General features: G+C 44.3%; 23 protein-coding genes and 5 tRNA genes. 14 read left to right on the forward strand and 14 right to left on the reverse strand.

Annotated features, from left to right (window positions below):
* Window positions 1-16 precede the first annotated feature (16 nt).
* The 7 genes from AC5EUN_RS14905 to AC5EUN_RS14935 all read left to right on the forward strand — a co-directional run bounded on the left by AC5EUN_RS14905 (window position 17) and on the right by AC5EUN_RS14935 (window position 7,964).
* Complete coding sequence (locus tag AC5EUN_RS14905) at window positions 17-1,381, forward strand: ATP-binding protein (RefSeq protein WP_159152953.1); 1,365 nt, start codon at window positions 17-19, stop codon at window positions 1,379-1,381.
* Between the two features lie 361 nt (window positions 1,382-1,742).
* A complete protein-coding gene (locus tag AC5EUN_RS14910) occupies window positions 1,743-4,583 on the forward strand; it encodes a monovalent cation/H+ antiporter subunit A (RefSeq protein WP_159152952.1) in 2,841 nt (946 codons plus the stop codon).
* A gap of 1 nt (window position 4,584) precedes the next feature.
* Complete coding sequence (locus AC5EUN_RS14915) at window positions 4,585-4,950, forward strand: Na+/H+ antiporter subunit C (protein WP_159152951.1); 366 nt, start codon at window positions 4,585-4,587, stop codon at window positions 4,948-4,950.
* Entirely contained in the window at window positions 4,950-6,758 is a 1,809-nt protein-coding gene (locus tag AC5EUN_RS14920) for a monovalent cation/H+ antiporter subunit D (protein ID WP_493352410.1), read from the forward strand. Before AC5EUN_RS14915 ends, AC5EUN_RS14920 begins: the two co-directional genes overlap by 1 nt.
* Before the next feature lie 2 nt (window positions 6,759-6,760).
* Window positions 6,761-7,282, forward strand: a complete 522-nt coding sequence (locus AC5EUN_RS14925; protein WP_159152949.1) for a Na+/H+ antiporter subunit E — start codon at window positions 6,761-6,763, stop codon at window positions 7,280-7,282.
* Complete coding sequence (locus tag AC5EUN_RS14930; RefSeq protein ID WP_004692700.1) at window positions 7,279-7,554, forward strand: monovalent cation/H+ antiporter subunit F; 276 nt, start codon at window positions 7,279-7,281, stop codon at window positions 7,552-7,554. The genes AC5EUN_RS14925 and AC5EUN_RS14930 overlap by 4 nt, the downstream gene beginning before the upstream one ends.
* An 11-nt stretch (window positions 7,555-7,565) precedes the next feature.
* Window positions 7,566-7,964: a Na+/H+ antiporter subunit G gene (locus tag AC5EUN_RS14935; RefSeq protein WP_004692702.1), complete on the forward strand. Its 399-nt coding sequence runs from the start codon at window positions 7,566-7,568 to the stop codon at window positions 7,962-7,964.
* A gap of 400 nt (window positions 7,965-8,364) precedes the next feature.
* Here AC5EUN_RS14935 and AC5EUN_RS14940 read toward each other — a convergent pair whose 3' ends face one another.
* The 11 genes from AC5EUN_RS14940 to tpiA form a co-directional block, all read right to left on the reverse strand.
* Window positions 8,365-8,769, reverse strand: a complete 405-nt coding sequence (locus tag AC5EUN_RS14940; protein WP_108675601.1) for a ribosome-binding factor A — start codon at window positions 8,767-8,769, stop codon at window positions 8,365-8,367.
* The gene (infB, locus tag AC5EUN_RS14945; protein WP_010325772.1) at window positions 8,769-11,468 is read right to left on the reverse strand and encodes a translation initiation factor IF-2; all 2,700 of its coding nucleotides are present in this window, start codon (window positions 11,466-11,468) and stop codon (window positions 8,769-8,771) included. The genes AC5EUN_RS14940 and infB overlap by 1 nt, the downstream gene beginning before the upstream one ends.
* Window positions 11,469-11,477: 9 nt before the next feature.
* Window positions 11,478-12,962: a transcription termination factor NusA gene (gene nusA, locus AC5EUN_RS14950; RefSeq protein ID WP_062035165.1), complete on the reverse strand. Its 1,485-nt coding sequence runs from the start codon at window positions 12,960-12,962 to the stop codon at window positions 11,478-11,480.
* Between the two features lie 39 nt (window positions 12,963-13,001).
* Window positions 13,002-13,526, reverse strand: a complete 525-nt coding sequence (gene rimP / locus AC5EUN_RS14955; RefSeq protein WP_004692708.1) for a ribosome maturation factor RimP — start codon at window positions 13,524-13,526, stop codon at window positions 13,002-13,004.
* A gap of 228 nt (window positions 13,527-13,754) precedes the next feature.
* Window positions 13,755-13,831 (reverse strand) — tRNA-Met (locus AC5EUN_RS14960).
* Window positions 13,832-13,920: 89 nt separating this feature from the next.
* A tRNA-Met gene (locus AC5EUN_RS14965) sits at window positions 13,921-13,997 on the reverse strand.
* A 68-nt stretch (window positions 13,998-14,065) separates the two neighbouring features.
* A tRNA-Met gene (locus tag AC5EUN_RS14970) sits at window positions 14,066-14,142 on the reverse strand.
* A gap of 76 nt (window positions 14,143-14,218) precedes the next feature.
* Window positions 14,219-14,295 (reverse strand) — tRNA-Met (locus AC5EUN_RS14975).
* A gap of 49 nt (window positions 14,296-14,344) precedes the next feature.
* Window positions 14,345-14,429, reverse strand: a tRNA-Leu gene (locus tag AC5EUN_RS14980).
* Window positions 14,430-14,482: 53 nt separating this feature from the next.
* Window positions 14,483-14,812, reverse strand: a complete 330-nt coding sequence (gene secG, locus AC5EUN_RS14985) for a preprotein translocase subunit SecG (protein WP_004692710.1) — start codon at window positions 14,810-14,812, stop codon at window positions 14,483-14,485.
* Window positions 14,813-14,825: 13 nt separating this feature from the next.
* Window positions 14,826-15,617: a triose-phosphate isomerase gene (tpiA, locus tag AC5EUN_RS14990; protein ID WP_159152948.1), complete on the reverse strand. Its 792-nt coding sequence runs from the start codon at window positions 15,615-15,617 to the stop codon at window positions 14,826-14,828.
* Window positions 15,618-15,896: 279 nt separating this feature from the next.
* Between tpiA and pilB the strand changes: the two genes are divergently transcribed.
* From pilB to coaE, 4 genes are read left to right on the forward strand one after another with little or no spacing between them, the layout of a single operon-like run.
* Window positions 15,897-17,612 (forward strand): type IV-A pilus assembly ATPase PilB, encoded by a 1,716-nt coding sequence (gene pilB / locus AC5EUN_RS14995; RefSeq protein ID WP_159152947.1) that lies wholly within the window; start codon window positions 15,897-15,899, stop codon window positions 17,610-17,612.
* 30 nt (window positions 17,613-17,642) lie between these two features.
* Entirely contained in the window at window positions 17,643-18,869 is a 1,227-nt protein-coding gene (locus tag AC5EUN_RS15000; protein WP_159152946.1) for a type II secretion system F family protein, read from the forward strand.
* Complete coding sequence (locus AC5EUN_RS15005; RefSeq protein ID WP_159152945.1) at window positions 18,869-19,729, forward strand: prepilin peptidase; 861 nt, start codon at window positions 18,869-18,871, stop codon at window positions 19,727-19,729. Before AC5EUN_RS15000 ends, AC5EUN_RS15005 begins: the two co-directional genes overlap by 1 nt.
* Before the next feature lie 6 nt (window positions 19,730-19,735).
* Window positions 19,736-20,335, forward strand: coding sequence for a dephospho-CoA kinase (coaE, locus tag AC5EUN_RS15010; RefSeq protein ID WP_159152944.1), 600 nt, complete (start codon window positions 19,736-19,738; stop codon window positions 20,333-20,335).
* Between the two features lie 14 nt (window positions 20,336-20,349).
* Here the strand turns inward: coaE and AC5EUN_RS15015 are convergent, their stop codons facing one another.
* From AC5EUN_RS15015 to ppnP, 3 genes are all read right to left on the reverse strand, one after another.
* Window positions 20,350-21,267 (reverse strand): DMT family transporter, encoded by a 918-nt coding sequence (locus AC5EUN_RS15015; protein ID WP_159152943.1) that lies wholly within the window; start codon window positions 21,265-21,267, stop codon window positions 20,350-20,352.
* A 32-nt stretch (window positions 21,268-21,299) separates the two neighbouring features.
* A complete protein-coding gene (gene rlmB / locus AC5EUN_RS15020) occupies window positions 21,300-22,049 on the reverse strand; it encodes a 23S rRNA (guanosine(2251)-2'-O)-methyltransferase RlmB (RefSeq protein WP_004692717.1) in 750 nt (249 codons plus the stop codon).
* 143 nt (window positions 22,050-22,192) lie between these two features.
* Entirely contained in the window at window positions 22,193-22,516 is a 324-nt protein-coding gene (gene ppnP, locus AC5EUN_RS15025) for a pyrimidine/purine nucleoside phosphorylase (RefSeq protein WP_004692718.1), read from the reverse strand.
* Window positions 22,517-22,907: 391 nt separating this feature from the next.
* Between ppnP and recN the strand changes: the two genes are divergently transcribed.
* The 3 genes from recN to ruvX all read left to right on the forward strand — a co-directional run bounded on the left by recN (window position 22,908) and on the right by ruvX (window position 25,672).
* Window positions 22,908-24,569, forward strand: a complete 1,662-nt coding sequence (gene recN, locus AC5EUN_RS15030) for a DNA repair protein RecN (RefSeq protein WP_159152942.1) — start codon at window positions 22,908-22,910, stop codon at window positions 24,567-24,569.
* A 112-nt stretch (window positions 24,570-24,681) separates the two neighbouring features.
* Window positions 24,682-25,236, forward strand: coding sequence for a YqgE/AlgH family protein (locus tag AC5EUN_RS15035; RefSeq protein ID WP_004692720.1), 555 nt, complete (start codon window positions 24,682-24,684; stop codon window positions 25,234-25,236).
* Complete coding sequence (gene ruvX, locus AC5EUN_RS15040; protein ID WP_159152941.1) at window positions 25,229-25,672, forward strand: Holliday junction resolvase RuvX; 444 nt, start codon at window positions 25,229-25,231, stop codon at window positions 25,670-25,672. The genes AC5EUN_RS15035 and ruvX overlap by 8 nt, the downstream gene beginning before the upstream one ends.
* The last annotated feature ends 80 nt before the right edge of the window (window positions 25,673-25,752 follow it).

Here is a 25,752-nt window from a genome sequence, read left to right on the forward strand (position 1 = left end):
CCGCTGCGGGTGTTCTATGAAAATTCAATCGATTCACCTGAAACACATCCTGCATTTTGCTGACCTTGAAGTCGATTTTTCTTATCACGATAAACCCGTCACTTTAATTTTAGGCGATCAAGCCTCAGGCAAGACCTCGATTTTACGTTTTAGCTATCAGGCTCTGACTTGGTTTGCGGCCCGTTATAAAGATTTACGCTCTGCAGGTGTGGTGATGTTAGATCACGACATTATGCTGAACCGCCTTCAGTCCAAAATTGATATTCAAGTTGCTGTGCCCGCTGAGCTGTATGCTCTCAAACCTACGGCAGCCGATACTGCGCCCGAACCCTATGCATGGCAACTCTATAAAACTTTAAACCAACAAGGGATTGGCATCAGTCGAGTAGAAACGTTGGAACTCGAACAACTGGTGAATTTATATCAGCAGGCAACGTTACAAGATCCGCTGCAAGGTTTGCCGTTGATTGCGTATTATCCTGCGGAACGTTTTGTCAATGAGATGAATATTCTCAGCAAGAACAATCCCCTGATTTTCCAACATGCACATGCCTATGAAATTTCAGCTATTCCCTATACCACCTTTGCGCGCTTCTTTGAGTGGTTTCGTGAAATCAGCGATATTGAAAATGCGCAAACTGCACAGTTTTTACAAACGATATTGCATCAGCCCAAAAGCATGTCACCCGATATTCCCTTAAGCTATAAACTGGCTCAGGCTCAAGCACACATCCAGTCGCCCAGCCTACAAGCGCTTAAGCAAGCGTTAGCAACCGTTCTGCCCGAAATCGAAGATCTTTATCTGCAATATCACCCCAAGTTACAACTGATGGTGCGCTACCATGGCAACAGCATGCTCTATCAACAGCTGTCCAATAGTATCCGCAACTGGGTGGCGCTCGTTGGCGATATTGTGCGACGTTTATGCCTACTAAATCCTGAAAGCCTGTTCCCCTGTTTAGAAGGTGACGGCGTACTGTTGATTGACGCGATTGATCATCAATTGGATCAAAATATGGCGCAAGTCATTTTAAAACGTTTAAATCAGGCTTTTCCTCGACTACAAATTATCGTTTCAGGCAACCGAAGTGAGTTGCTGGAACAAGCCTGTGAGTTTCAATGCCTCAAACTGGAAAATAAGCAATTAAGTCCTATCCAACTCGAACCACTGCAACATCAGTTCGATGTGATTTACCAAAACCTTGCCAATCATGAAGCGACGAGTGGAACTATCGAACCGATTGCGGCTGAACCCCAAGATTTAAGTGTGGCTGAATTATTCACACAGATTCAACAGCAACTCTCTCCCGAACAGCAACAGCATTTGATTGCTTTACTCAGTGCTGAAGATGATGCTTCATCGGCAAATCCATTAACTTAGCCTGCTTCATAAGCATATCTATTTCAACCCTCAAAAACAGGCGACCAATGGTCGCTTTTTTACATTTCTTGCACTGAGAAAGTACCTGCCATCCACCAAGAAACAACCATCACGCGTATAATGTTTTGCGTCAGCGCAAAAAAGATTGATGTTGTTTTAGTCATGTTATATGATCGGTTTTACTTGCAAATTTCTAACTGAAATCGGATTTTGCTATAACGCTTCATGAGTTGCGCAACACAACTTCATTATTTTTAAATTTCACATTGGCTTTCAAGATTGAGACTCTTGGGCTGCTCTTTGCAGTCCTGTAATCCTTGAAAGATGAGATTCACCAATAGGTTTTGACCTATTCACGACAATGGAAACGAGTGTGCTACCGATTATTATATTGTTACCGTTAATACTTGGCACAACCCTTGTCTCATTACTGAAGCAGAGCTCACGCAGGCTAACCGCCTTCGCAGCTGTTGGGGTCAGTATGACAAGTTTAGGCTTATTACTGACCCAAGCACGAGAGGTGTTTAATGGCGCTGTCATTACGCAATCGTGGTCATGGTTGCCGCAGCTTGGAATTGACTTCAGCTTCCGTCTAGACGCATTAGGCCTCCTCTTTGCCTTACTGATTAGTGGCATCGGGACGCTCATTTATATTTATGCCTATTTTTATTTAGGCCCAAAAAATTCTCTCAACAAACTCTATCTACTGCTCATGTTGTTCATGGCAGCCATGCTCGGAATTTCACTCTCCAATAATTTAATATTACTCCTCGTTTTTTGGGAGTTGACCAGTATCTCCTCATTTCTGTTGGTCGGTTATTGGAGCAATTACGACGCGGCGCAACGTGGCTCACGCATGGCATTGACCATTACGGGTATGGGCGGATTAGCCATGCTAGGTGGTTTCATCTTGCTCGGCCAAATCACAGGCACCTACGAGATTGATCAAATCTTGACGATGACAGCGCAGATTCAAAGCCATGCTTTATTTGTTCCTACGCTGCTGCTGATTTTACTCGGTGCTTTTACCAAAAGTGCGCAATTTCCATTCCATTTTTGGCTACCCAACGCGATGGCAGCTCCGACCCCCGTGTCTGCTTATTTGCACTCAGCAACCATGGTAAAAGCGGGCATTTTCTTGGTGGCACGACTGTTACCCATTTTTGCAGGTGCGGCACTGTTCCATAATTTGGTCACCTTTATTGGCCTATTTACCCTGTGTATGGCTGCATTTTTTGCCATCTTTAAAGAAGACCTGAAAGGTTTATTGGCCTATTCAACCATCAGCCATCTCGGCTTGATCATGTGTCTCTTGGGGATCGGATCACCATTAGCTGTGGCTGCGGCTATTTTCCATATTATTAACCATGCCACCTTTAAAGCAGCGCTGTTCATGATCGCAGGTATTATCGATCATGAGTCAGGCACACGTGATTTACGCAAGCTTAGTGGGTTATGGCAACTGTTACCTTATACGGCCACTTTGACGATGGTCACTGCAGCATCAATGGCCGGCGTGCCCTTGACCAACGGTTTCTTATCTAAGGAAATGTTCTTTACTGAGCTGCTTAGCAATCTATCTGGCCCTGTGCTCATCTGCTCCGCAATTGTCGCGACACTGGCGGGGATTTTTGCAGTGGCTTACTCTGTGCGTTTGGTGCATGGGGTTTTCTTCGATGGCCCAGTGGGCAAACAAGTTCCGAACAAAGATGCACATGAACCGCCGTTTGGCATGCGTGCACCAGCTACTTTACTAGCGTTTCTGTGTATTTTAGTCGGCTTATTCCCTGCCCTATTGGTTGAAAAGATAGTCAACAGTACAGCACGTGCCAGCACCCAAGTGATGAATTTTGAAGGCACACATCTTGCTCTATGGCATGGTTTTAACATGCCATTGTTGATGAGTGCTATTGCCTTGGTCGGCGGTCTGATTTTCTATTTTAGTCTGGCTAAAGGTGGCAAAATTCGAGAAATTGATCTCGATCCATACCTAGGTCGTCTACAAGGTCGAGTTGCCTTTGACTTATTCCTTAAGTCACTCCTGCTCAACTCGCGCAAATTTAAACGATTTACTGAAAACGGTAAATTACAAAGCTATATTCTTTGGATTGTGATCTTCAGTATTGCCATAGTCTCACTTCCTTTTTTAGGACAAGGGCTGACCACAGGTACCCGTGAACTCACCCATGCCCCTGCTTTAGCAGTCGTACTATGGCTACTGTTATTCTCTTCGTGCTGGATGATGTTATGGTTCCACCACGAACGGATTAAAGCTGTATTGATCAGTGGCGCGATTGGTTTAGTCGTGACTATGGTCTTTATCTGCTTCTCTGCACCTGATTTGGCCTTGACACAAATCACCGTCGACGTGGTCACCACCGTACTGTTATTAATGAGTTTATCGCTCTTACCGCAACTCACTCCCTATGAGTCGAGTGTCTCACGTCGTTGGCGAGATGCCCTCATTGCAATAGGCGGCGGGCTCGGCATCGCATGGATCACATGGCTCATCTTGACCCGTGATCACAACTCCATTTCATGGTTCTTCATGCAGCAGTCGATTCCATTAGGCGGCGGTACCAACGTGGTCAACGTGATTTTGGTCGATTTCCGTGGTTTCGATACCTTCGGTGAAATTACAGTCCTCGGCATTGCAGGCATTGGCGCGCTGTGCCTAATGGATGGTATGCGTACCCACGGCACGACCATGACCCAAGGTCTCAGTTACCGTTTTAATCCCTCTCCGTTGATGCTTCGCATTACTGCGTCTTGGATTTTACCGATTGCCTTGGTGGTCAGTCTGTATATCTTCCTGCGTGGACACAATCTGCCTGGGGGCGGGTTTATCGCGGGTTTGATTACCGCTTTGGCCTTGATTATTCAGTACATGGCACTCGGTCAAGATCATGCAGAACAACTGCTCAAAGCCAAGTCAGGTCGTTTGTATGAAATCTGGATTGGAACCGGTCTGGTCATTGCAGGATTAACAGGCTTAGGCGCATGGTTCTGGGGACGTCCCTTCCTCACCAGTGCACACTTTTATGTGTCGCCACCGATCTTAGGCGAAATGCACCTAGCGACAGCTGCACTGTTCGATGTCGGGGTCTATATCACGGTCGTAGGTGCGACCATGCTACTTATTTCAGTACTCGGGGACTCGCGTCACTCTAGTATGTCTGGTCCAATACCAAAGGGGGATTAATATGATTAGTTTAGAACTGTTACTTGCCTCCGCTATTGGTCTGTTGATTGCCACAGGCATCTATCTGATTTTACGTGCCCGTACCTTCCCTGTGGTACTTGGCTTGGCCATGATTGGTTATGCCGTCAATTTATTTTTATTTGCCATGGGGCGACTTCAACTTAATGCACCCGCGGTACTCACGGAAGCCAGCAAAGCCACTGACCCTTTGCCACAAGCCTTGGTGTTAACCGCGATTGTGATTGGCTTTGCTACCACAGCGTTTATTGTACAACTGGCTTTACGCAGTCGTTATGAAACAGGAACCGACCACGTTGACTCTAAAGAAGAAATACCACAAATTGACCCACGTGAGGATGAGCCATAATGAATGACTTCATCCAATTTTGGACCGAACACACCCCAATTTTTAGTATTTTAATTCCTGCCATTACTGCCTTTATTTTGGTATTACTGGGTAATCCGGGATCAGGTTCTTTAGCACAAGACTGGCGACAACCTTGGCGTCGAGGCATCAGTTATATCTCTGGCCTGTTGGGCTTATTTACAGCGGTCAACTATCTGATCTTTGCCAGCTCAGGGCAAATCAGTGTTTATAACCTGAGTGAATGGGCAGCGCCATTTGGCATTGTTTTGGTCCTCGATCAACTGTCTGCCCTGATGCTGGTTTTAACCTACGGCTTAGCTGTGCCAGTGATGTGGTTTGCCAGCAAAGAATGGGATGAACGTGGCCGTTATTTCCATGCCATGTGCCATTTCCTACTGATGGGTTTAACTGGTGCCTTCCTGACAGGCGACTTATTTAACCTGTTCGTATTCTTTGAAATTTTGTTGATGGCCTCTTATGTCCTGTTACTGCATGGCCAAGGCAAAGCGCGTTTTCAACTCGGCATTCACTATGTCACCATTAACTTGTTGGCATCAGCCCTGTTTCTGATTGGTCTGGGCATGATTTATGGTAGCGTCGGTAGCCTCAATATGGCGGATGTTGCACGTCTGATGCCATTGTTAGAAGGCGATCAACATCGTATCGCCGTTGCTGGTGGGCTATTGTTATTTACAGTCTTTGGCATTAAAGCAGCCATGCTACCTGTCGGTTTTTGGCTACCAAAAACCTATGCGGTCGCAACCACTCCTGTAGCAGCCCTGTTCACCATCATGACCAAAGTCGGTATTTATGCCATTTTACGTGTTAATGGCACCGTATTTGACGATGCAATTAGCCGTGAAATCCTGCAATACATTTTATTGCCGATTGGTTTAATTACCTCAGTCTATGGTGTGATTGGTGCAATGGGTGCGGAACGCTTACGTCGTTTCAGTGGCTTTATGATTTTGTCTTCTGTGGGCACGATTTTAATCGCCATTTCCCTGTTCAATACCTTGGCATGGGCGGCGGCACTGTATTATTTGGTGCACAGTACCATTATTGCGGCAGCTTTCTACATTTTAAGTGGTTGGATTACCTCTCAACGTGGTGAGTTTAAAGACCACTTTAAAATTGCACCGCAAATGAAACAGCATAAGGTGGTGGCGTTAACCTATTTCACCATTGCCTTGATGATGGCAGGTTTACCACCCTTTAGTGGTTTCTTAGGCAAAGTGTTTATTCTTCAAGCCACCGCACACTCACCGTATCAATTGCTGATTATTGTGACCGTTTTAGTGGTGAGCTTATTGAGTATTATTGCGTTTACACGTGTGGGTTTCGTGATTTTTTGGCGCGCAACTAAACCAGAAGACAACCCGGATGAAGCTGCTTATGCCGCTTACCAAGCTTTGCCTGAACAAGCACCTAAGCGCAATGACAAAACCATTTATCTATTGTTGGTCGGTTTAATGGCTTATATGGTGTTTGCAGGTCCGATTCAAAAGTACACTTACCAAACGGCTGAGCAAATCCAAAATAATGTGCTCTATGAACAGACTTTGCTCAAAACTGATGAGCATGGGCAAACCATTAGCGTACAACCTTTCGACAGTGAAAATTTACCCGAGACCAAATATGGTGGCGAACGCGTAGATCCGAATGCACATTTGATTCCATATTTAATTTCAGAGGAAACACTGGAAGGCGAACATATTTCCGAATACAAAAAACGCCAAATGCAACAGCAACAACAGGCTGAAGTGAATCCCGATGCTGAAAGCCTACAACCCATGGTGGAGCCTTAAACATGAAAAAAACGTCGTTTTTGGAGCGTTGGTTACCCCACCCTTTTGTCTCGGTGATTGTTGCGCTGAGCTGGGTGATGTTGGCACATAGTGTCGACGCAGCCAGCTTAGTGATGGCATTTTTACTGGCCGTTTTTATTCCTCGTCTGATCAGACCATTCATTACTTACACCCCAAATATTGAATGGAAAGTGGCGGTGAAACTATTTTTTGTGGTGTTATACGACATTGTGGTGTCGAATATTCAAGTGGCTAAATTGGTCCTCGGCCCAATTGATCATCTACAACCCAAGTGGTTTCGCGTTCCGCTGGAAACACAACATGAGGAAGTAAACACCTTACTGGCGATGATTATTACCACCACACCAGGCACTGTTTCAGCAGGCATCGATCAAGATCGTGGGGACATTTTAGTTCACGCCCTCAGCACCGATGATGAAAATGCCGAGATTAAAAATATCAAAGCGCGTTATGAAAAACCATTGATGCAAATTTTTGGTGTCGAAGCAGGAGACAAAGCATGACCATTTTGCCTTATGCCCTCGGGATTTGTTTAATCGCCGTCACCATTTCAATGTTGCTGTGCTTAATTCGCTTAATCATCGGTCCATCGATTGTAGACCGACTCTTAGCACTCGATACACTCTTTTTAAATGCAATCTGCCTCATTATTATTTTAGGCATTTACTGGGCCAGCACTTCATTATTTGAAGGTGCTCTTTTGGTAGCGATGCTCGGCTTTGTCTCTACAGCCGCTTTAGCACGCTACTTCACCTCAGGTCATGTGATTGACTAGGAGCGAGATCGATGCAACTTACGATGGAAATTTTAGTCTCCATTTTTCTCATGATCGGCACTTTCTTCATGCTGGTCGGAGGGATTGGAATGGTGCGCCTGCCCGATTTATTCATGCGCCTGCACGCTCCAACCAAGTCAAGTACCTTAGGCTTAGGGAGCTTCTTGATCGCGGCAATGATCTATTCTGCATTTCAAGGACGCTTTGGTTTTGCTGAGCTGTTATTAACGCTGTTTGCCTTCTTAACTGCACCTGTATCGGCAAATTTAATGGCGCAAGCGGCTTTGCACTTACGCTTACGCTCACTAAGTGGTGACGTTCCAGAAGCACTCAATCGTCCACTGCCTTGGCAACGTACTCGTCGCAGAGCTTTTAGCAATAAGCATGAAGACACTGAACATCGTCTTTAAACGTTTGTATCCTTAAAGATATAAAAATAAATACATTTCTAGCGCTTCAGCACTGACATGGTGGTGTTGCGCTAATCTGTATATTGTACTAATGATAAGGTTCAAACGTATTAGATAGTGTCGCATCCATTACACTGACCAACACAGGTAGACTGATCAAGCTAATTGATACTCAATCCACTCAAAAATTAAAATGATCAAAGTGTCCCGCTAGTAAATCATTGCCCATATCAATCCAGTCCACAGCAACTTGATGGTCAAAATAATCCCTAAAAGCTCAACCCTCTATTCCCCTATCATAATCCTATGCAATATCCCCCTAAGTCTTGCTCTAGCTTCAACCATTACTCCGCATAAAAAAAGCCACCCGAAGGTGACTTTTTGATTCAGTTAGACTGAATTATTCATCATCTTTTTTTGCTTCGTCAGCGGGTAAATCCTTTACTGCTTCAGCAATCAGACCAAACATATAGTTACCATATGCATTGGTTTTATCGTAATGGAAACGCAAACGCGGTGTAATACGTGTCTTAATACGACGGCCGAGTTCGTGACGCAAGAAACCAGATGCTTTGTTCAGCACATCTAGCGTTTCTTTATTGGCTGCTTCACTTTGCTCATCGCCAAGCTCACGGCCCATCACAGTCACATATACTTCAGCATAACCTAAGTCTGGACTAACCTTCACCGCAGAGATGGTCACAAGACCACCTAAGCGTGGATCTTTCAACTCCTGGCGAATGAGTTCAGACAACTCACGTTGCACTGTATCCGCCATGCGCTTAAGACGTTGACTACCCGCCATTAAAGACTCCGTTTGATCAATTGAACATCATAGACTTCGATCTTGTCTTTTTCTTTGATGTCTTTATAACCTTTCACCGCAAGACCACATTCCATACCTGCGCGAACTTCCTCAACCACTTCTTTATAGCGACGAAGTGACTCAAGCTCACCTTGGAACACCACCACATCATCACGAAGGACACGAATTGGTTTATTACGGTGTAACATACCCTCAAGCACCATACAGCCTGCTGCTGCACCAAACTTACTTGAGTGGAACACTTCACGTACTTCAGCCACACCCAGAATTGTTTCACGGTGTTCAGGCGCAAGCTTACCACTCATCGCTGCTTTCACATCATCAATCAATTGATAAATGATTGAGTAGTAACGAATGTCGATGCCATCAGCATCCGCTTTTTGACGCGCTGCATTATCCGCACGTACGTTAAAGCCAAGAAGTACCGCTTCAGAAGATTCAGCTAGTGTTACGTCAGATTCAGTGATCGCACCAACACCTGAGCCAATAACACGGACTTTAACTTCGTCTGTTGCAAGGTCAGCAAGAGCAACGTGTAATGCTTCCAATGTACCACGTACATCAGTTTTCAATACCACATTGACGATAGGCACATCTTTCTTGCCCATAGACGCCATGATATTTTCAAGACGCATTGCGCTTTGACGCTCAAGACGTTTTTGACGTTCACGATCCATACGCGCATCGGCAACTTCACGTGCTTTCTTCTCGTCATTCACAACAAGAACTTCATCACCCGCCATTGGCGCTTCAGGTAGACCTAAAATTTCAACCGGAATTGAAGGACCTGCAGATTGAATACGTTTACCGTTTTCATCTGTCATGGCACGTACGCGACCATAAGATGCACCCGCAAGAACAAGGTCACCTACTTTCAATGTACCGTTTTGAACCAGGATAGACGTTACCGCACCACGGCTGTTGTCTACACGTGCTTCAATCACGACACCTTGAGCAGCACCTTCTTCAGATGCTTTCAACTCAAGTAATTCAGCTTGGATTGAAATAATATCTAGAAGCTCATCAATACCTTGACCTGTATGTGCTGAAACCATTGCAACAGGAACGTCACCGCCCCATTGTTCAGGCACGATTTCTTTCACAGTCAATTCATTCAATACGCGATCTGGATCAGCAGATTCTTTATCCATCTTGTTGATTGCAACAATAATTGGCGTACCTGCAGCACGTGCGTGATCAATCGCTTCAGCTGTTTGTGGCATTACACCATCATCTGCTGCAACCACCAATACCACGATGTCTGTCGATTTCGCACCACGTGAACGCATTGCAGTAAATGCTGCGTGTCCCGGAGTATCTAAGAATGTGATAATGCCTTTATCCGTCGTAACATGGTACGCACCGATATGCTGAGTGATACCACCCGCTTCACCAGCTGCCACTTTTGAACGACGAATGCGGTCAAGTAACGATGTCTTACCATGGTCAACGTGGCCCATGATGGTCACAACAGGAGGACGAGTCGTTTGAGCGCCACGTGCTTCTTCTGCTGCTTCAAGTAAGTTATCTTCAGCTTGCGTATCCGATACAAGAACTGGGTTATGGCCCATCTCTTCTACGATTAATGCTGCAATTTCTTGGTCAATCGCTTGGTTCTGAGTCACAAGCTCACCCATTTTCATGAGTGACTTAATTACTTCACGTACCTTAACTGCCATTTTGGCAGCCAAGTCAGCAACCACAATGGTTGAACCAATTTCAACATCATAAACTTGTTTTTTAACCGGTTTTTCAAAGCCATGCTTGTTTGCAGAGCTTGTTTTCAAACCACGTTTATGCGAATTATCACGGAAAGATTGCTCTTCACCACGACGACCACCTTTCTTCGGTGCGCGTGTAGCTGGCGTATTGGTACCACGTTTGATTTCGCGGTCCTCTTTCGCAAATGAGTCTTCATATGCTTGACCAACCAGACCCGCAGCAAGTGGAGAATCATCCACTACACGAATGGTCGCAGTTGCATCTTCGTTTGAATACTTAGATGCCATTTGACGCATTTGTTCAAGTGTACGTTGCTGCGCTTCTTCAGCTGCCTTACGACGTGCTGCTTCTTCAGTCGCTTTTAATTGAGCAGCTTGAGCTTCACGTGCTTTTTTCTGTTCAGGTGTTTCAACAACTTTAACTTGTGCTTTAACCACAGGCTTATTGTTTGATTTACGCTTCACAACTACCGCAGCTTTTGCTACTTCTTGCTTCGTCGTTTCTTGCTTTGCAGCAGCACGCATCGCTTCAAAGTTTGCAGCCGCTTTATTTACTACTGGAGTTTCAGCTTTTGGTTCAACCATAGCTTGAACGTTCGCACGAGCCTGTTGCTCAGCTTGCGCTTTTGCCAAAGCTTCCGCTTTAATTTGTTCTGGATCTGGCTTGGTAAATGTATGTTTCTTGCGAACTTCTACATTAATCGTTTTTGCCTTACCTGAAGTACTCGCTACTTTAGCGGTACTGGTCGTTTTACGTTTCAACGTGATTTTTCCTGCCTGACCATCGTCTTGACCATGAATTTTCTTCAAATGGTGCACGAGGGCATCTTGTTGTTCAGTAGAGATTATATCGTCCGATTTACGCTGTGGTAAACCAGCATCACGAACCTGCTCTAGGAGCTTCTCAACAGGGCGGTTCACACTGAGAGCTAACTCTTGTATCGTCTTATCCGTCATGTAGATCTCCTAGTTAAACCATGATTCGCGCGCTTTCATAATAAGTTGACCCGCTTTCTCTGTACCCAGACCTTCAATATCAGCAATATCGTCAGTCGCTTGGTCAGCCAAGTCATCAATTGTGATGACACCACGTGCTGCAAGTGCATAAGCAATCTCTTGCGTCATCCCTTCCATTGCAACGAGTTCCGCGCTTGGATCTTGGATGTTTTCTTGCTGCTGTAATGCATCAGCCAATGTAACTTCTTTGGCACGACTTTGAAGTAATTCAACAACTTCAGCATCTAGCTCGATTTCGTCAAATGTTTCAGCTGGAACATAAGCAATCTCTTCTAAAGAAGTAAAGCCCATTTCAACCAATGCCATTGCCAAATCTTCTTCAATATCTAGACGCGATACAAATAGGTCTAAGTATTGTTGTGCTTCATTTTGCTGACGAGCATGATACTCATCTTCAAGCATCATGTTGAGTTTGTAGCCTGTCAGTTCAGAAGCTAAACGTACGTTTTGACCTTGTGAACCAATCGCACGCGCTAATTGATCGCTGGTTGCGAAAATAATATCCGCTGTACGTTCTTCTTCATCAATCACAATACCCGATACATCTGCTGGCTCTAAAGCACTTGCAATGTACTGTGCAGGATCATCAGACCATACAACAACATCAATACGCTCACCGTTCAATTCTTGCTGAACTGCTTGGATACGTGTACCACGCATACCAATACATGCACCCACTGGATCAATACGATGATCATTGGTTTTCACAGCAATTTTAGCACGAACACCGGGTTGACGTGCTGCCGCTTTAATCTCAATGATTTCTTCAGAAATTTCAGGAATTTCTTTCTTCATCAAAGCGATAAGCATTTCAGGCTTGGCACGTGACAATTGTAGTTGAGCACCACGGCCTTCACGGTTCACATTAAACAAAATCGCATTTACACGTTGCTTTGGACGCAAAATTTCTTTTGCAATCATTTCTTCACGTGCAAGATACGCTTCAGCATTGTCACCTAAGTCAATGATAAAGCCATCTTTGGTTTGCTTTTTCACTTCACCGTAGATCAACTCACCCACTTTAGACTCGTAGGCATCTGCAATCAGCGCACGTTCCGCTTCGCGAATCTTTTGAACAATCACTTGTTTTGCAATTTGCGCCGCAATACGACCGAAGTCAATTGAAGGCACTTCAAGCTCACGAATATCACCAATCGACCATTGTGCAGGATCAACATCTGAAATCGCATCTTGACATGCTGGCATCTCATGATCTTCATCCGCAACCACTTCCCATTGACGGAAAGTGCTGTATTCACCCGTTTTACGATCAATCTCTACACGAAGCTGAGCTTCTTCAGAGTTTGTTCCTTCGTAAAATTTCTTTTTAGTCGCAGCAACAAGCGCTTGTTCTAAGGCTTCGAAAATCGCTTCACGAGGTACACCTTTTTCATTACTAACCGTTTCAACTACGGTAAGAATTTCACGTGCCATAAGCCACCTATTCGTTCAGATTCTTATTTATTAAATGAATTAATCTTGATAGACCAAATTGGCTTTATCAATATTATTACTATCGATTTCAAGCACCTGTTGCTTTTCCACTTCGACTTGAATCATTTCAGCTTCAAGATCTACAGCAACCAATTTAGCTTGGAATTTACGACGGTTATCGACTGCACTGATCAAACGGAAAGCGATCTGTTGACCGATATATGCAGGTAATTGTTCAAGTTGGAAAAATGGACGATCCCAACCCGGAGATGACACTTCAAGTGCATATTCACCTGAAATTGGATCATGGACATCCATCATTGCGCCGACTTGCTGAGTCACGCGTACACAGTCTTGTACGCCGATGCCACGGCCCTGCTCTTCCTCACCATCTTCATTGATGATTGGTTCTGCATTTTCGTCGACAGCTTTGTCGATATAAATGCGCAATAAAGAACGTTTTCCTTGAGGAAGGAATTCAATTCCCCAAAGATCAACACCACAGGCTTGCACTGCAGGAGCAATTAAGTCTTGGAGTGCTTGAGTTTTATTTGATAGCTTCATTTACTCTCGTCATTTTTGTGCGATTCAATGGCCGAAACAGACCACTACAAGCCGATACAAACTATAGTAGTAGTGGAACATGACACTTTGACTTTCACCGTATCCGGCTCACATCGACACTACACGATAGCCAATAAAAAAGGGCGTAATCGCCCCAATTATTGCACAGAAAATTAATATCCACTGTGCAAAAAGGCCCACCTTGTTGTGAGCCTCTTTTTAGAAACTTGGTAGCGGGAGCTGGATTTGAACCAACGACCTTCGGGTTATGAGCCCGACGAGCTACCAGACTGCTCCATCCCGCATCAACGTGCAAAAATTATATACAAATATGAACTATTTTTCAATCTAAATACTTCGTACCTGCTCTGATTTAGTTGCACCTAAATCAAATTGGTAGCGGGAGCTGGATTTGAACCAACGACCTTCGGGTTATGAGCCCGACGAGCTACCAGACTGCTCCATCCCGCAACAAAACGCAAAAATTATTCAATTTAATCACTTAAATTGCTTATTTTAGTTTGCATCTAAAATAAGATTGGTAGCGGGAGCTGGATTTGAACCAACGACCTTCGGGTTATGAGCCCGACGAGCTACCAGACTGCTCCATCCCGCAACAAAACACAAAAAATATTCCTAACTTAATGATTATTAAGTTACTCACTTTAGTTTGCATCTAAAATAAGATTGATTGGTAGCGGGAGCTGGATTTGAACCAACGACCTTCGGGTTATGAGCCCGACGAGCTACCAGACTGCTCCATCCCGCATCAACAGAATTTGCTGCATACACCAACTTAATCTTCTGGATTCATAAGTTGGTGCGGAAGGGGGGACTTGAACCCCCACGCCCGAAAGCACTACCACCTCAAGGTAGCGTGTCTACCAATTCCACCACCACCGCAGCTGTGACGCATTCTAGTAGCATCGTCGCAAAAAAGAAAGGACTAATTCCAATTATTCGCTTGTTTTAGGTGCAGCTGGCGAAGTTTCAGTCGATTGTGCAGGTGCAGAACTTGTCGTTTGCACTGACTTTAAGCTATAAGCATCTGTGGTTTGCTTTTTGGCGAACACAGCCAACGACAAACTGGTGATAAAAAACAAGGCCGTCAAAACCGCAGTCAATCGGGTCAAGAAATTACCTGAACCTGATGCACCAAATACAGTTGCAGCACCGCCACCACCAAACGAAGCACCAGCATCTGCACCTTTACCATGCTGGACTAAAATCAGCACGATCATCAACACAGCTAAGATAATATGTACTACCAGCACAAAAGTTTGCATGCTGAACTCCTAATTATTTTGTATTTGCAAATGCTTCGACAATTTTATAAAACGACGTTGCATTTAAAGATGCCCCACCGACGAGTGCACCATTGATATCTGGACAGGCCGCTAACTCTACTGCATTTTCAGCTTTTACACTACCACCATATAAAATGGCCATGTTCGCGCCATGACTGGTAATTTGCGTGAGGCCTTCACGGATTTTAGCATGCATGGTTTGCGCGTCTTCTGGTGAAGCAGTTTTTCCTGTACCAATGGCCCAAATTGGCTCATAGGCAATCACAATATGAGGCCACTGCTCTGCCGTTACCACACTGGCCAAGTCGCAAATTTGTTGTAAAACCACTACTTCTGCCTGACCAGATTCGCGCTGTTCTAAGCTTTCACCGACACAGTAAATGACGTTTAAACCCGCATTTAAGGCATTTTGAGCTTTCGCATTTAAAATTGCTGCGCTTTCAGCAAAATATTCGCGACGTTCTGAGTGACCAATTAAAACATATTCAATTTGACTATCTTTAAGCAACTCTGCACTCACCTCACCAGTATATGCACCCATGTTACCAAAACGCGAAACATCCTGCGCCACAGTAAAAACTGCACGTGCAGCATTCGCCAATTCAGTCTGCATTGAAGTCAAAGCCAGCGTCACAGGCGCAAGCCCAATATTACATTTTTCTTCTGCTATTTCATTCTCTTGCAAGAGCTGTTTAAATTCTTGAAGCAATTGCTTGGCATCTGCCTGCATTGGGTTCATCTTCCAATTGCCGACCACCCATGGCTTAATCGTCGAACCCGACATACAGCACCCTATTCAAAACAGTTCATTAAAACGGCCTCATTCTACACGGTATTTATTTTTCAAAGATAGTTTTCTTCTAGAATTTCTTCGGCAATCAAAATAATACGAATGAAAATAAAGACATCTTTTTGTAAAAAAATCGCCTGCTATCACGACCAGTTCATGCTTTTAATCGATATTAAGGTGGTGACAACACTTTCAGATATGGTATTTTTGTGCAACAAAAGTATAATTTTACGATACCAATTATAAACAATTGAGAAGTTAAGGATCTGGGGAATGTCAGTATCAAATGGTTTGCCTAAGTTCACAGGCTTCATTCGACGCTTAGTCGAAGACGGACGCATGACTGCTGAAAATATGCAGCAGGCAATGCTCTCTGCAAAAAAGGCTCAGCAAGACATCGTTCCTTATCTGATTGAAAATCATAAACTCTCCCCACAAATGATCGCTGAGACGATTTCTTTGGAGTTTGGAGAGCCTGTTTTTGACTTAAGTGTCTATGATTCTGTACAAATTCTACGGGATCTGGTCGAAGACAAACTTATCACCAAGCATCGTGTGTTGCCGATTTACCGTCGTGGCAATATCCTCTATATCGCCACCAGCAATCCAACCAACATGGATGCGATGGACGCGATTCGTTTCAATTCTAAAATGAACATTGAAGCGATTATTGTTGAACATCCCCAGCTTGAAAAACTAATCGAACAAAATTTCGCGCAAGCCGATAGCTTTGAATTTTCTGATGAAGATATTGATTTAGACTTAGAGCAAGACCATCAGAACTCAAATGATAAAGAGGACGATGACTCACCTCAAGGCGATGAAGCACCGATCGTCAAATACATCAATAAATTACTGATCGATGCGATTCGTATGGGCGCATCAGACTTGCACTTTGAACCTTATGAAAAATCTTACCGTGTCCGTTATCGAGTAGATGGGGTTCTGCGTCATATTGCCAGTCCGCCATTACAACTGGCGACTCGCCTCGCCTCTCGTTTGAAAGTCATGTCACAAATGGACATTTCTGAAAAGCGCGTGCCACAAGATGGCCGGATTAAATTAAAGCTGTCGAAAAGTAAAGCCATTGACTTTCGTGTCAACTCACTTCCAACTTTGTTTGGTGAAAAACTGGTTCTGCGTATTCTCGATCCATCCAGTGCTATGCTGGGGATTGATGCTTTAGGTTATGAGCCAGACCAAAAAGACCTGTTTATGCAGGCTTTAGACAAACCTCAAGGCATGTTGCTAATTACTGGCCCGACAGGTTCAGGTAAAACGGTATCGCTATATACAGGTCTGAATATTCTAAATAAAGAAGACACCAATATCTCAACTGCGGAAGATCCTGTTGAGATTAACTTAGAAGGCATTAATCAGGTTAACGTGAACAATAAAGTCGGCCTTACCTTCTCTGCTGCGCTGAAGTCCTTCTTACGTCAGGATCCTGATATTGTGATGGTGGGTGAGATTCGTGACCTTGAAACAGCTGAAATCGCGATTAAAGCCGCGCAGACAGGCCACATGGTCATGTCGACACTCCACACCAATAGTGCACCTGAAACCCTGACACGCTTACGCAATATGGGGGTTCCCTCTTTTAACATTGCGACCTCGGTCAATTTGGTCATTGCACAACGTTTAGCACGCCGCTTATGTAGCCAATGCAAAGCTGCTGTCGATATTCCTGAACAAAGCTTGCTCGAAATGGGCTTTACTTCCACAGATATCAAAGATCCAGACTTCAAAGTTTATCAACCGGTGGGGTGTGCTGAGTGCCGTGAAGGCTATAAAGGACGTGTTGGTATTTATGAAGTCATGAAAGTCACACCAGAAATTTCAAAAATTATTATGGAAGATGGCAATGCCTTACAGATTGCGGAAGCATCTGCAAAATTAGGATTTAACAATTTACGTCGTTCAGGTTTACTCAAGGTTATGCAGGGGGTCACTTCCTTACAAGAAGTGAATCGTGTAACCAGCGAATAGTTGAAATATTGAAAGAATAAGGATAAATGCATGGCTGTCAAAAAAGCACAGATGATGCCAACCTTCAATTATGAAGGGATTGATCGTAAAGGGGCAAAAATTAAAGGGGAATTGCCTGCACGTAATCTTGCCCTCGCCAAAGTTACTTTGCGCAAACAAGGGATTACCATCAAGAGTATTCGAGAAAAGAAAAAGAATATTCTTGAAGGTATCATGAAGAAAAAAGTGACGACACTGGACATCACGATTTTCACTCGACAGCTCGCAACCATGATGAAAGCCGGTGTACCACTAGTACAAGGCTTTGAAATTGTAGCTGAAGGTTTAGAAAACCCGTCAATGCGTGAAGTCGTCCTTGGTATCAAAGGCGAAGTTGAAGGCGGTAATACGTTTGCGGGAGCACTCAGAAAATATCCGCAATATTTCGACAACTTATTCTGTTCATTGGTTGAATCAGGCGAACAATCGGGTGCACTTGAGACCATGCTGGATCGTGTGGCGGTCTATAAAGAAAAAAGTGAATTACTAAAACAAAAAATTAAAAAAGCCATGAAATACCCAGCAACCGTAGTTGTGGTTGCGGTGATTGTGACTATTATTTTGATGGTCAAAGTCGTCCCTGTTTTCCAAGATTTATTCAGTTCCTTTGGTGCGGATTTACCTGCATTCACCCAAATGGTGGTGAATATGTCTGAATGGATGCAGAAATACTGGTTCATTTTGATTATTGTTGTTGGTGTGGTGATTACCGCTTTACTCGAAACCAAGAAGCGGAGTAAAAAGTTTCGTGACATGCTGGATAAAGCCGCACTGAAAGCCCCGATTTTTGGTGATTTAGTCTATAAAGCGATTATCGCGCGCTATAGCCGCACCCTATCTACAACTTTTGCAGCAGGTGTACCCTTAATTGATGCCCTCGAGTCTACAGCAGGCGCAACCAACAATGTTGTGTACGAAGAAGCTGTGATGAAGATTCGTGAAGATGTCGCAACAGGCCAACAGCTTCAATTCGCGATGCGTGCTACCAATAAATTTCCATCGATGGCCGTACAGATGGTGGCAATTGGTGAGGAATCTGGTGCCCTCGATGCCATGCTGGATAAAGTTGCAACTCACTATGAAAACGAAGTCGATAATGCGGTGGATGGTTTAACTGCAATGATGGAGCCTCTCATCATGGCGGTCTTGGGTGTACTTGTCGGTGGCCTAGTAATTGCCATGTATCTACCAATCTTCCAAATGGGTTCTGTGGTTTAATGCAAGAAATAATTTCCTATCTTATCAATACTCCAATGGCGCTTTATTTCGCCGTTGGAGTTTTTAGTTTGTGCATCGGTAGTTTTCTGAATGTGGTGATCTATCGCACGCCAAAAATGATGGAACAAGAATGGCGCACAGACTGCCAATTTCTACTTCATCCTGAGCAGCCGATTATTGATGAAACGAAGCTCACGTTGAGTAAGCCTGCATCGACCTGCCCCAAATGCCAAAGTGCCATACATTGGTATCAAAATATCCCTGTGATGAGTTGGTTACTGCTACGAGGAAAGTGTGGCACTTGTCATAACCCAATCAGCATTCGCTACCCTGCGATTGAGCTTCTGACCGCCATTTGTGCTTTGGTCATGGTTGCTGTCTTTGGCCCAACAATCCAAATGTTGTTTGGTCTCGTACTCACTTATATTTTAATCGCCTTAACCTTTATTGATTTTGACACTCAACTTTTACCTGATCGCTATACCCTCACCCTTGCAGGTCTGGGTTTAGGGGTCAATAGTTATGCGATTTACACCACACCGACAGCGGCCATTTGGGGTTATATCATTGGCTTTTTATGCTTATGGATCGTGTACTATCTGTTTAAGCTCATCACAGGCAAGGAAGGTATGGGTTATGGTGACTTTAAGCTACTTGCAGCTTTAGGCGCATGGATGGGCCCTTTGCTACTGCCGCTGATTGTGCTACTTTCCTCTTTTGTAGGTGCCATTATCGGCATCATCCTGCTCAAAGTGCGCAAAGAAAATCAGCCTTTTGCTTTTGGTCCGTATATTGCCATCGCAGGATGGATTGCCTTTTTGTGGGGTGAGCAAATTATGAAAATATACTTAGGCAATTAAAATAATATGTCATTTATTTTAGGTCTGACAGGCGGGATTGGCAGTGGAAAATCTGCTGCAAGCCACTGGTTTGAACAACAAGGCATACAGGTAGTTGATGCTGACGTGGTTGCTCGAGAGATTGTTGCTGTAGGGCAACCCGCACTTCAGCAAATTCGAAGCAGCTTCGGCGAGTGGGTCTTACTGGACAATGGCGAACTGAATCGACGCGCTTTACGTGAACACATTTTTCAGGACCCGTCTGCCCGTAAGCAATTGGAAAAGATCACCCACCCTGCAATTCGTCAGTCCATCATGCAACAATTACAAGCTGCGACCAGCCCTTATGCGATTTTGGTTTCACCGCTACTTTTTGAAACTAATCAGCATGAACTGACGCAACATACGCTTTTGATCGATGCTTCAACTGATATCCAAATTCTCCGCGCTTCACAGCGCGACCATCAAACCATTGAGCAAATTCAAACCATCATTAAAGCGCAAATGTCCCGTGAACAAAAACAAGCGTTGGCCGATGATATTGTGGTAAATGATGGACACTTGGAACACTTATACGCACAGCTCAGACCGTTGCATTTAAAGTATTTGGCCCATTCAGAAGTCTAAAAAAAAGCAGTCAATTATGACTGCTTTTTTTGTTGTGCGAGTTGGGCTTTCAAACTGTCCTGCCGTATCCAACGCCATGGCTGCAAGGCCCCGATCCCCATTCCCAGAAGACCACATAAAATCGCAACACTCAAAGGCTCATTGAGCAAAGGAACCGCAATAATCGCAGCAATAAAAGGCGCCAAAGTCACAATACTGCCTGTTTTAAATGCCCCCAAACGCTTAATGGCTTCCACATAAGTGAGGGTCGCCACGATGACTACGAACACGCCATGAAATACAACCTGAGCAATCAATTGCACAGGTTGCACATGCGCTAGGGTTTTGGGTAGAAATAAAATATAAATCGGCACAAAAATAATCGCAGCCCAAATCGCAACACCTGCCATGGAGTGCCATGCCGACAGTTTCCATTGTCTTAATAAAACGGTAAATGTTCCCCACAGCACAGCACTGAGTAAAAACAAGCCATCACCTAAACTAAAAGCAACACCTGTTTCTTGATACATCAGCCCACTCATGGCCGTCAGTGCGAGCAACATAATACTGAGACTGAGCCAAGTATGCCGGTCAAATGGTTGTCGAAATAGCAGATACCCTGCAACAGCTGTACAAAGTGGAATGCAGCCATTCAGAAAGATCGCAGCATGTGCCGCAGGCACATAATGAAAAGCGCTATAAGCGGTGATGCAGTAACACACCCCACCAATCATCGCCAAAATAAAAGGCTCTTTCTTCCACAAAAAGGCGGTATCTTTTTTATAGATCAAGATTGGCATTAAGATGCAAAACGCCAAGAGAAAGCGTAAGGCGGTAATATCCCACGCACCAATACCCCAATTGGCACTGAGCCGCGCCGTTAAGGTAAATCCCCCCCAAATACACATGGTGATGGCAATAAATACATAGCCTTGTTTTTGAGGGGTCATCATTGTGCTTAAATTAAATTGGGAATTAAAAAATCTTAGACATTACGTTGACGGCATGCTTCATACAAAGCCATACCCGTTGCTACACTGACATTCAAACTTTGTAGATTTCCTGCCATCGGAATATAAACCGTTTGATCGCATTGAGACTGGGTAATTGGACGCAGACCAGTATCTTCAGCACCCATCACCACACATACAGCCGTTCCAGTAAAATCGAACTGTTGTAGCGGCAAGGCTTTTTCATCCAACATGGTACCGACCACACGCACATTAAACTCATCTTTAATTTGCGCTAAAGTCCGAGCCAAATTGGTCACTTGGATAAATTTAACTTTTTCAGCACCACCTGCCGCGACTTTGCGCGCGGTCGGGGTCAAACTTGCAGAACGATCACGAGGCACAATCACGGCCTCAACGCCCATTGCAGCCGCGGTACGGATACATGCGCCTAGGTTATGCGGATCGGTGACTTGATCTAAACCCAGCAATAAACAATTTGGCGATTGCTTCAGTAAGGCTTCTAAATCTTTTTCATTGAAAACTGGATTAGGACGGACCGCTGCCACAACGCCTTGGTGGAACGGTAAGCCCGCCATTTTTTCTAATCGATCACGACCGGTTTGTTGTACGCTAATACCAAACGGTTCAGCCAACTCAAGTACACGCTTTAAACGTTGGTCATCACGCCCTTTTAAAGTAAAAAGCGTTAGTACGCGTTCAGGTTCAAGTTCCAACAATGACTCCACCGAATGAACGCCATAGAAATATTCAGGTTTAGCCATGTAGGACCTCTAAAAAGATAAATGACCATCGACACGATGTGCCAAAAATAAAAATCCTGTAAAGCTGACTTTACAGGATTGCTGTGCAACGGATAGTTTAACCGATTTCGCTTGAAATTACTTGGCGAGTATCAGTTGAAAGCTTAGCCTTCTAAATGGCACACGTAGTCCAACACTTCGTCGGTTTCAATTTTAAAACGACTATTGCCAGGCACATAAAAAGACTGACCTGCGCGGAACAATTCGCTCTCTTCGCTGTCTGCAATTTGTACACGGCATTCGCCTGAAATAATTTCCATACGCTCTGCTACATGTGTTTCAAACGTCAAAGCTTGCTCTGTCGGAAGAATGACCCCTAACGTTTTTTTGGTACCATCTTCAAATTGCACAGTATGACTGATGCATAAACCGCCAAAATAAACATTGGATTTTTTAATGACAGAGACATGGTCGAACTGAGTTGACATGCGTACACTCCAGATAATGCGCATTTATATTCGTATTGATTCGCTAGTTTAAAGATGTGCGATTAACTAATCAATCGATGTTTTATTCCCCTCAATCAATATTTTGTTAAAGTCCGACCATCGTACAATTGCCTCAATTTCCAGCCCATTTTGGCGTGTTTTTTGCCAATGCGATCCGTTCACTGAGTCGTGCTCTTTCTGTATACACCGCATACCCACAAGTTTGTGCTGTGTTTGCTATAACAGTCGGATTTAAAAAATCTGCTAGGTCGACTTTCAGATTCACGCTAAAATAAGCCGACTTTGCACAAAACGAATAGCGTTGCCGTCTTGTCGGCTGAATAAAACTTCACTATCTTAAACTAAAACTTTTCGCAGCTCGGATGCGTTTATGCTGACACATTTAACTTTAATTAATTTTGCTTTAGCCGATCACTTAGCACTTGATATCGATCAAGGTTTTAATGTCCTGACTGGGGAAACAGGTGCAGGCAAATCATTATTGCTAGATGCACTGTCCGCCTGTCTGGGAGAACGTACCGACACCAACTATGTCCGTTTCGGTTCAGACAAAGCTGATGTCACGGCTATTTTCAGCTATCAAGAGCACAGCCCTGAAGCCATATGGCTAAAGGCACATGAGTTAGATGATGAGTCAGGAGAAATTCATCTAAGACGGGTTATTTTTGCCACTGGCCGCAGTAAAGCATGGATTAATGGTCGTCCGAGCAGCTTAGCTGAATTAAAAGAAATCGGGCGTTTGCTGGTACAACTGTATAGCCAACACAGTCAACAACAGCTATTAGAACCGCCTTATCCAAGACGCTGGTTAGACCTCTATCATAACTTCTACCCAGAAGCGCAAGCTGTGCGTGAAGCCTATAGCACATGGCAAAAAGACATTCGTCAGCACCAAGCCGCATTGGATGCTCAAGCCACGCGTAAACAACGTATGGATACTTTGAGTTTACAATTAGAAGAACTCGAAGATGTGGTGCAAATCGACTATAAAGAGATTGAACAAGAATTCGACCGCCTGTCTCATCATGAAAATATCATGCAGGACTGTAGTTATGCCGTTACGGCCTTAGATGATGCTGAACAAAATATTAATCAAGAAATTTCCAGTATTATTCGCCGCTTAGAGTCACATGCAGGACGCAGTGAACAATTAGCCGAGATTCATACGTCTTTGCTGAATGCACAAAGTGAGCTTGACGATGCCACGGCCAATCTACGTCAGTTTATTGACCGTCAAAGTTATGACCCTGAACGCATGGAAGAGTTGAACACCCAACTTGAGATGTTCCACCGTTTTGCGCGTAAGTACCGCACGCAGCCAGAACACTTAAAACAAGAACATGAACAATGGCAATCTGAACTGGCACAACTCCATTTATTAGAAGACCCAGAAACACTAGCTGAGCAAGTTGAAGTCTCGCATCAGGACCTGTTAAGTAAAGCCCAGCACCTCGACCAAATTCGTCGCGATGCAGCCGCACCATTGGCAAAATATTTAACCGAACAAGTCAAACAGTTGGCTCTGCCTGAAGCGCACTTTGAGTTTAAGTTTGAACCAATGGAGCAGGTTTCTAGTGAAGGCCTAAGTTTTATCCAATTACTGTTCACCGCCAACAAAGGTATCCCACCGCAACCTTTGGCCAAAGTTGCCTCAGGGGGTGAGTTGTCACGTATCGCGTTGGTAATGCAAGTGATGAATGCTGAAAAAACCGAAGCTGAAGTTTTAGTCTTCGATGAAATTGACGTCGGTATTAGTGGAGGCACAGCCGAAATTGTCGGTCGTCTCTTGGCCGACTTGGGTTCGCATGTGCAAATTCTGTGTATTACCCACCAAGCTCAAGTTGCAGCACAGTCTGACCAGCACTTGTTGGTGAAAAAACGTCAGACCGACCCTGCCAGCAGTACCATTCTAGACTTAGAAGAAAATGAGCGTATCGATGAGCTCGCACGCATGACAGGTGGCGTTGAAATCAATGACACCACGCTGCAACATGCCAAGCAATTACGTCAGTTGAAGTTTCAATCTGCCTAATTTATGTAGACTGGATCACAAAAAAAGATTTGGAGAAAGTGCATTAGTCTAGTAACGTGGTAGATAACAACATTTGACTAGAAGCATTTTAATTTCAAGGAGAAGCCTTTAGGTGAGCAAACAATATCTGACGCATCGATGTCTCATTGCCCCACCCGATATGGCAGATGAAGTCTTTGCCCATACCGTGATTTATTTGGCCCGACACGATGAGGAAGGTGCTCAAGGCATCATCATCAACCGCCCTTCAGGACTTTCAGTCAAAGAACTGCTCAATGATCTTGAAATTGAAGCCGATCACGTACGACCACACGATGTTCTCCAAGGCGGGCCTTTGCGTCCAGAAGCTGGCTTTGTCTTACATACGGGCCAGCCGACATGGCACTCTTCCATTGCGGTGGGCGAAAATATCTGTATCACCACATCTAAAGATATTTTAGATGCGATTGCACATAATGAAGGTGTAGGTCGCTATCAAATTGCTTTGGGCTATACCAGTTGGACCAAAAACCAATTGGAAGATGAGCTATCTCGTGGTGATTGGTTAGTCTGCGATGCTGATATGGATTTGATTTTTAATATTCCTTATGACGACCGTTGGGACGCAGCCTATAAAAAGCTCGGGCTGGACCGAACCTGGTTGTCTTCTGAGATTGGACATGCCTGATTTAAACACGCCCCAAATGATTATGGCATTTGACTTCGGTACACAAAAAATGGGCATGGCAGTCGGTCAAGCATTGATTGAAAGTGCAACACCTTTGGCTTTATTTCCAATGAAAGATGGCATCCCCAACTGGGATGAACTGCATAAAATTATTAACCAATATCAGCCCAATGTATTTTTAGTCGGTTTACCGCTGAATATGGATGATAGTGAGTCAGAATTATCTGCTCGAGCACGTAAGTTCGCACGTCGTTTACGTCATCAAACCAATATTGAAACATGGATGGTAGATGAACGCTTAAGTACTCGTGCAGCCCGTGATGAGCTGAGCCATTACCATGCGCAAGGCCGAGGTAAAAAACTTTCTGCTGATAGCCTTGCCGCAACATTGTTTATTGAAAGCTGGTATCGCGATCCTGAAGGTCTTACGCCTTAAGTAAGACTTTCTTAAAATAGATGACATGGGTTTTATGACTGGAGTCGTATCTCAACATTAAATAGCGTTCAAAAAAAAGC

This window comes from Acinetobacter sp. CAU_H_S170_2, from assembly GCF_058890445.1.

Bases quoted from the DNA above. Each gene is read 5' to 3' on its own strand.
- rlmB (WP_004692717.1), bottom strand. From the start codon at position 22,049: ATGGCTAAACCTGAATATTTCTATGGCGTTCATTCGGTGGAGTCATTG.
- ruvX (WP_159152941.1), top strand. From the start codon at position 25,229: ATGCCTGATTTAAACACGCCCCAAATGATTATGGCATTTGACTTCGGT.
- AC5EUN_RS15000 (WP_159152946.1), top strand. From the start codon at position 17,643: ATGGCTGTCAAAAAAGCACAGATGATGCCAACCTTCAATTATGAAGGG.
- tpiA (WP_159152948.1), bottom strand. From the start codon at position 15,617: ATGTCGGGTTCGACGATTAAGCCATGGGTGGTCGGCAATTGGAAGATG.
- AC5EUN_RS14935 (WP_004692702.1), top strand. From the start codon at position 7,566: ATGCAACTTACGATGGAAATTTTAGTCTCCATTTTTCTCATGATCGGC.
- AC5EUN_RS14910 (WP_159152952.1), top strand. From the start codon at position 1,743: ATGGAAACGAGTGTGCTACCGATTATTATATTGTTACCGTTAATACTT.
- AC5EUN_RS14905 (WP_159152953.1), top strand. From the start codon at position 17: ATGAAAATTCAATCGATTCACCTGAAACACATCCTGCATTTTGCTGAC.
- nusA (WP_062035165.1), bottom strand. From the start codon at position 12,962: ATGGCACGTGAAATTCTTACCGTAGTTGAAACGGTTAGTAATGAAAAA.
- infB (WP_010325772.1), bottom strand. From the start codon at position 11,468: ATGACGGATAAGACGATACAAGAGTTAGCTCTCAGTGTGAACCGCCCT.
- coaE (WP_159152944.1), top strand. From the start codon at position 19,736: ATGTCATTTATTTTAGGTCTGACAGGCGGGATTGGCAGTGGAAAATCT.
- AC5EUN_RS15005 (WP_159152945.1), top strand. From the start codon at position 18,869: ATGCAAGAAATAATTTCCTATCTTATCAATACTCCAATGGCGCTTTAT.
- secG (WP_004692710.1), bottom strand. From the start codon at position 14,812: ATGCAAACTTTTGTGCTGGTAGTACATATTATCTTAGCTGTGTTGATG.
- recN (WP_159152942.1), top strand. From the start codon at position 22,908: ATGCTGACACATTTAACTTTAATTAATTTTGCTTTAGCCGATCACTTA.
- ppnP (WP_004692718.1), bottom strand. From the start codon at position 22,516: ATGTCAACTCAGTTCGACCATGTCTCTGTCATTAAAAAATCCAATGTT.
- AC5EUN_RS14925 (WP_159152949.1), top strand. From the start codon at position 6,761: ATGAAAAAAACGTCGTTTTTGGAGCGTTGGTTACCCCACCCTTTTGTC.
- AC5EUN_RS14915 (WP_159152951.1), top strand. From the start codon at position 4,585: ATGATTAGTTTAGAACTGTTACTTGCCTCCGCTATTGGTCTGTTGATT.
- rimP (WP_004692708.1), bottom strand. From the start codon at position 13,526: ATGAAGCTATCAAATAAAACTCAAGCACTCCAAGACTTAATTGCTCCT.
- AC5EUN_RS15015 (WP_159152943.1), bottom strand. From the start codon at position 21,267: ATGATGACCCCTCAAAAACAAGGCTATGTATTTATTGCCATCACCATG.
- AC5EUN_RS14940 (WP_108675601.1), bottom strand. From the start codon at position 8,769: ATGGCGGGTAGTCAACGTCTTAAGCGCATGGCGGATACAGTGCAACGT.
- AC5EUN_RS14930 (WP_004692700.1), top strand. From the start codon at position 7,279: ATGACCATTTTGCCTTATGCCCTCGGGATTTGTTTAATCGCCGTCACC.
- AC5EUN_RS14920 (WP_493352410.1), top strand. From the start codon at position 4,950: ATGAATGACTTCATCCAATTTTGGACCGAACACACCCCAATTTTTAGT.
- pilB (WP_159152947.1), top strand. From the start codon at position 15,897: ATGTCAGTATCAAATGGTTTGCCTAAGTTCACAGGCTTCATTCGACGC.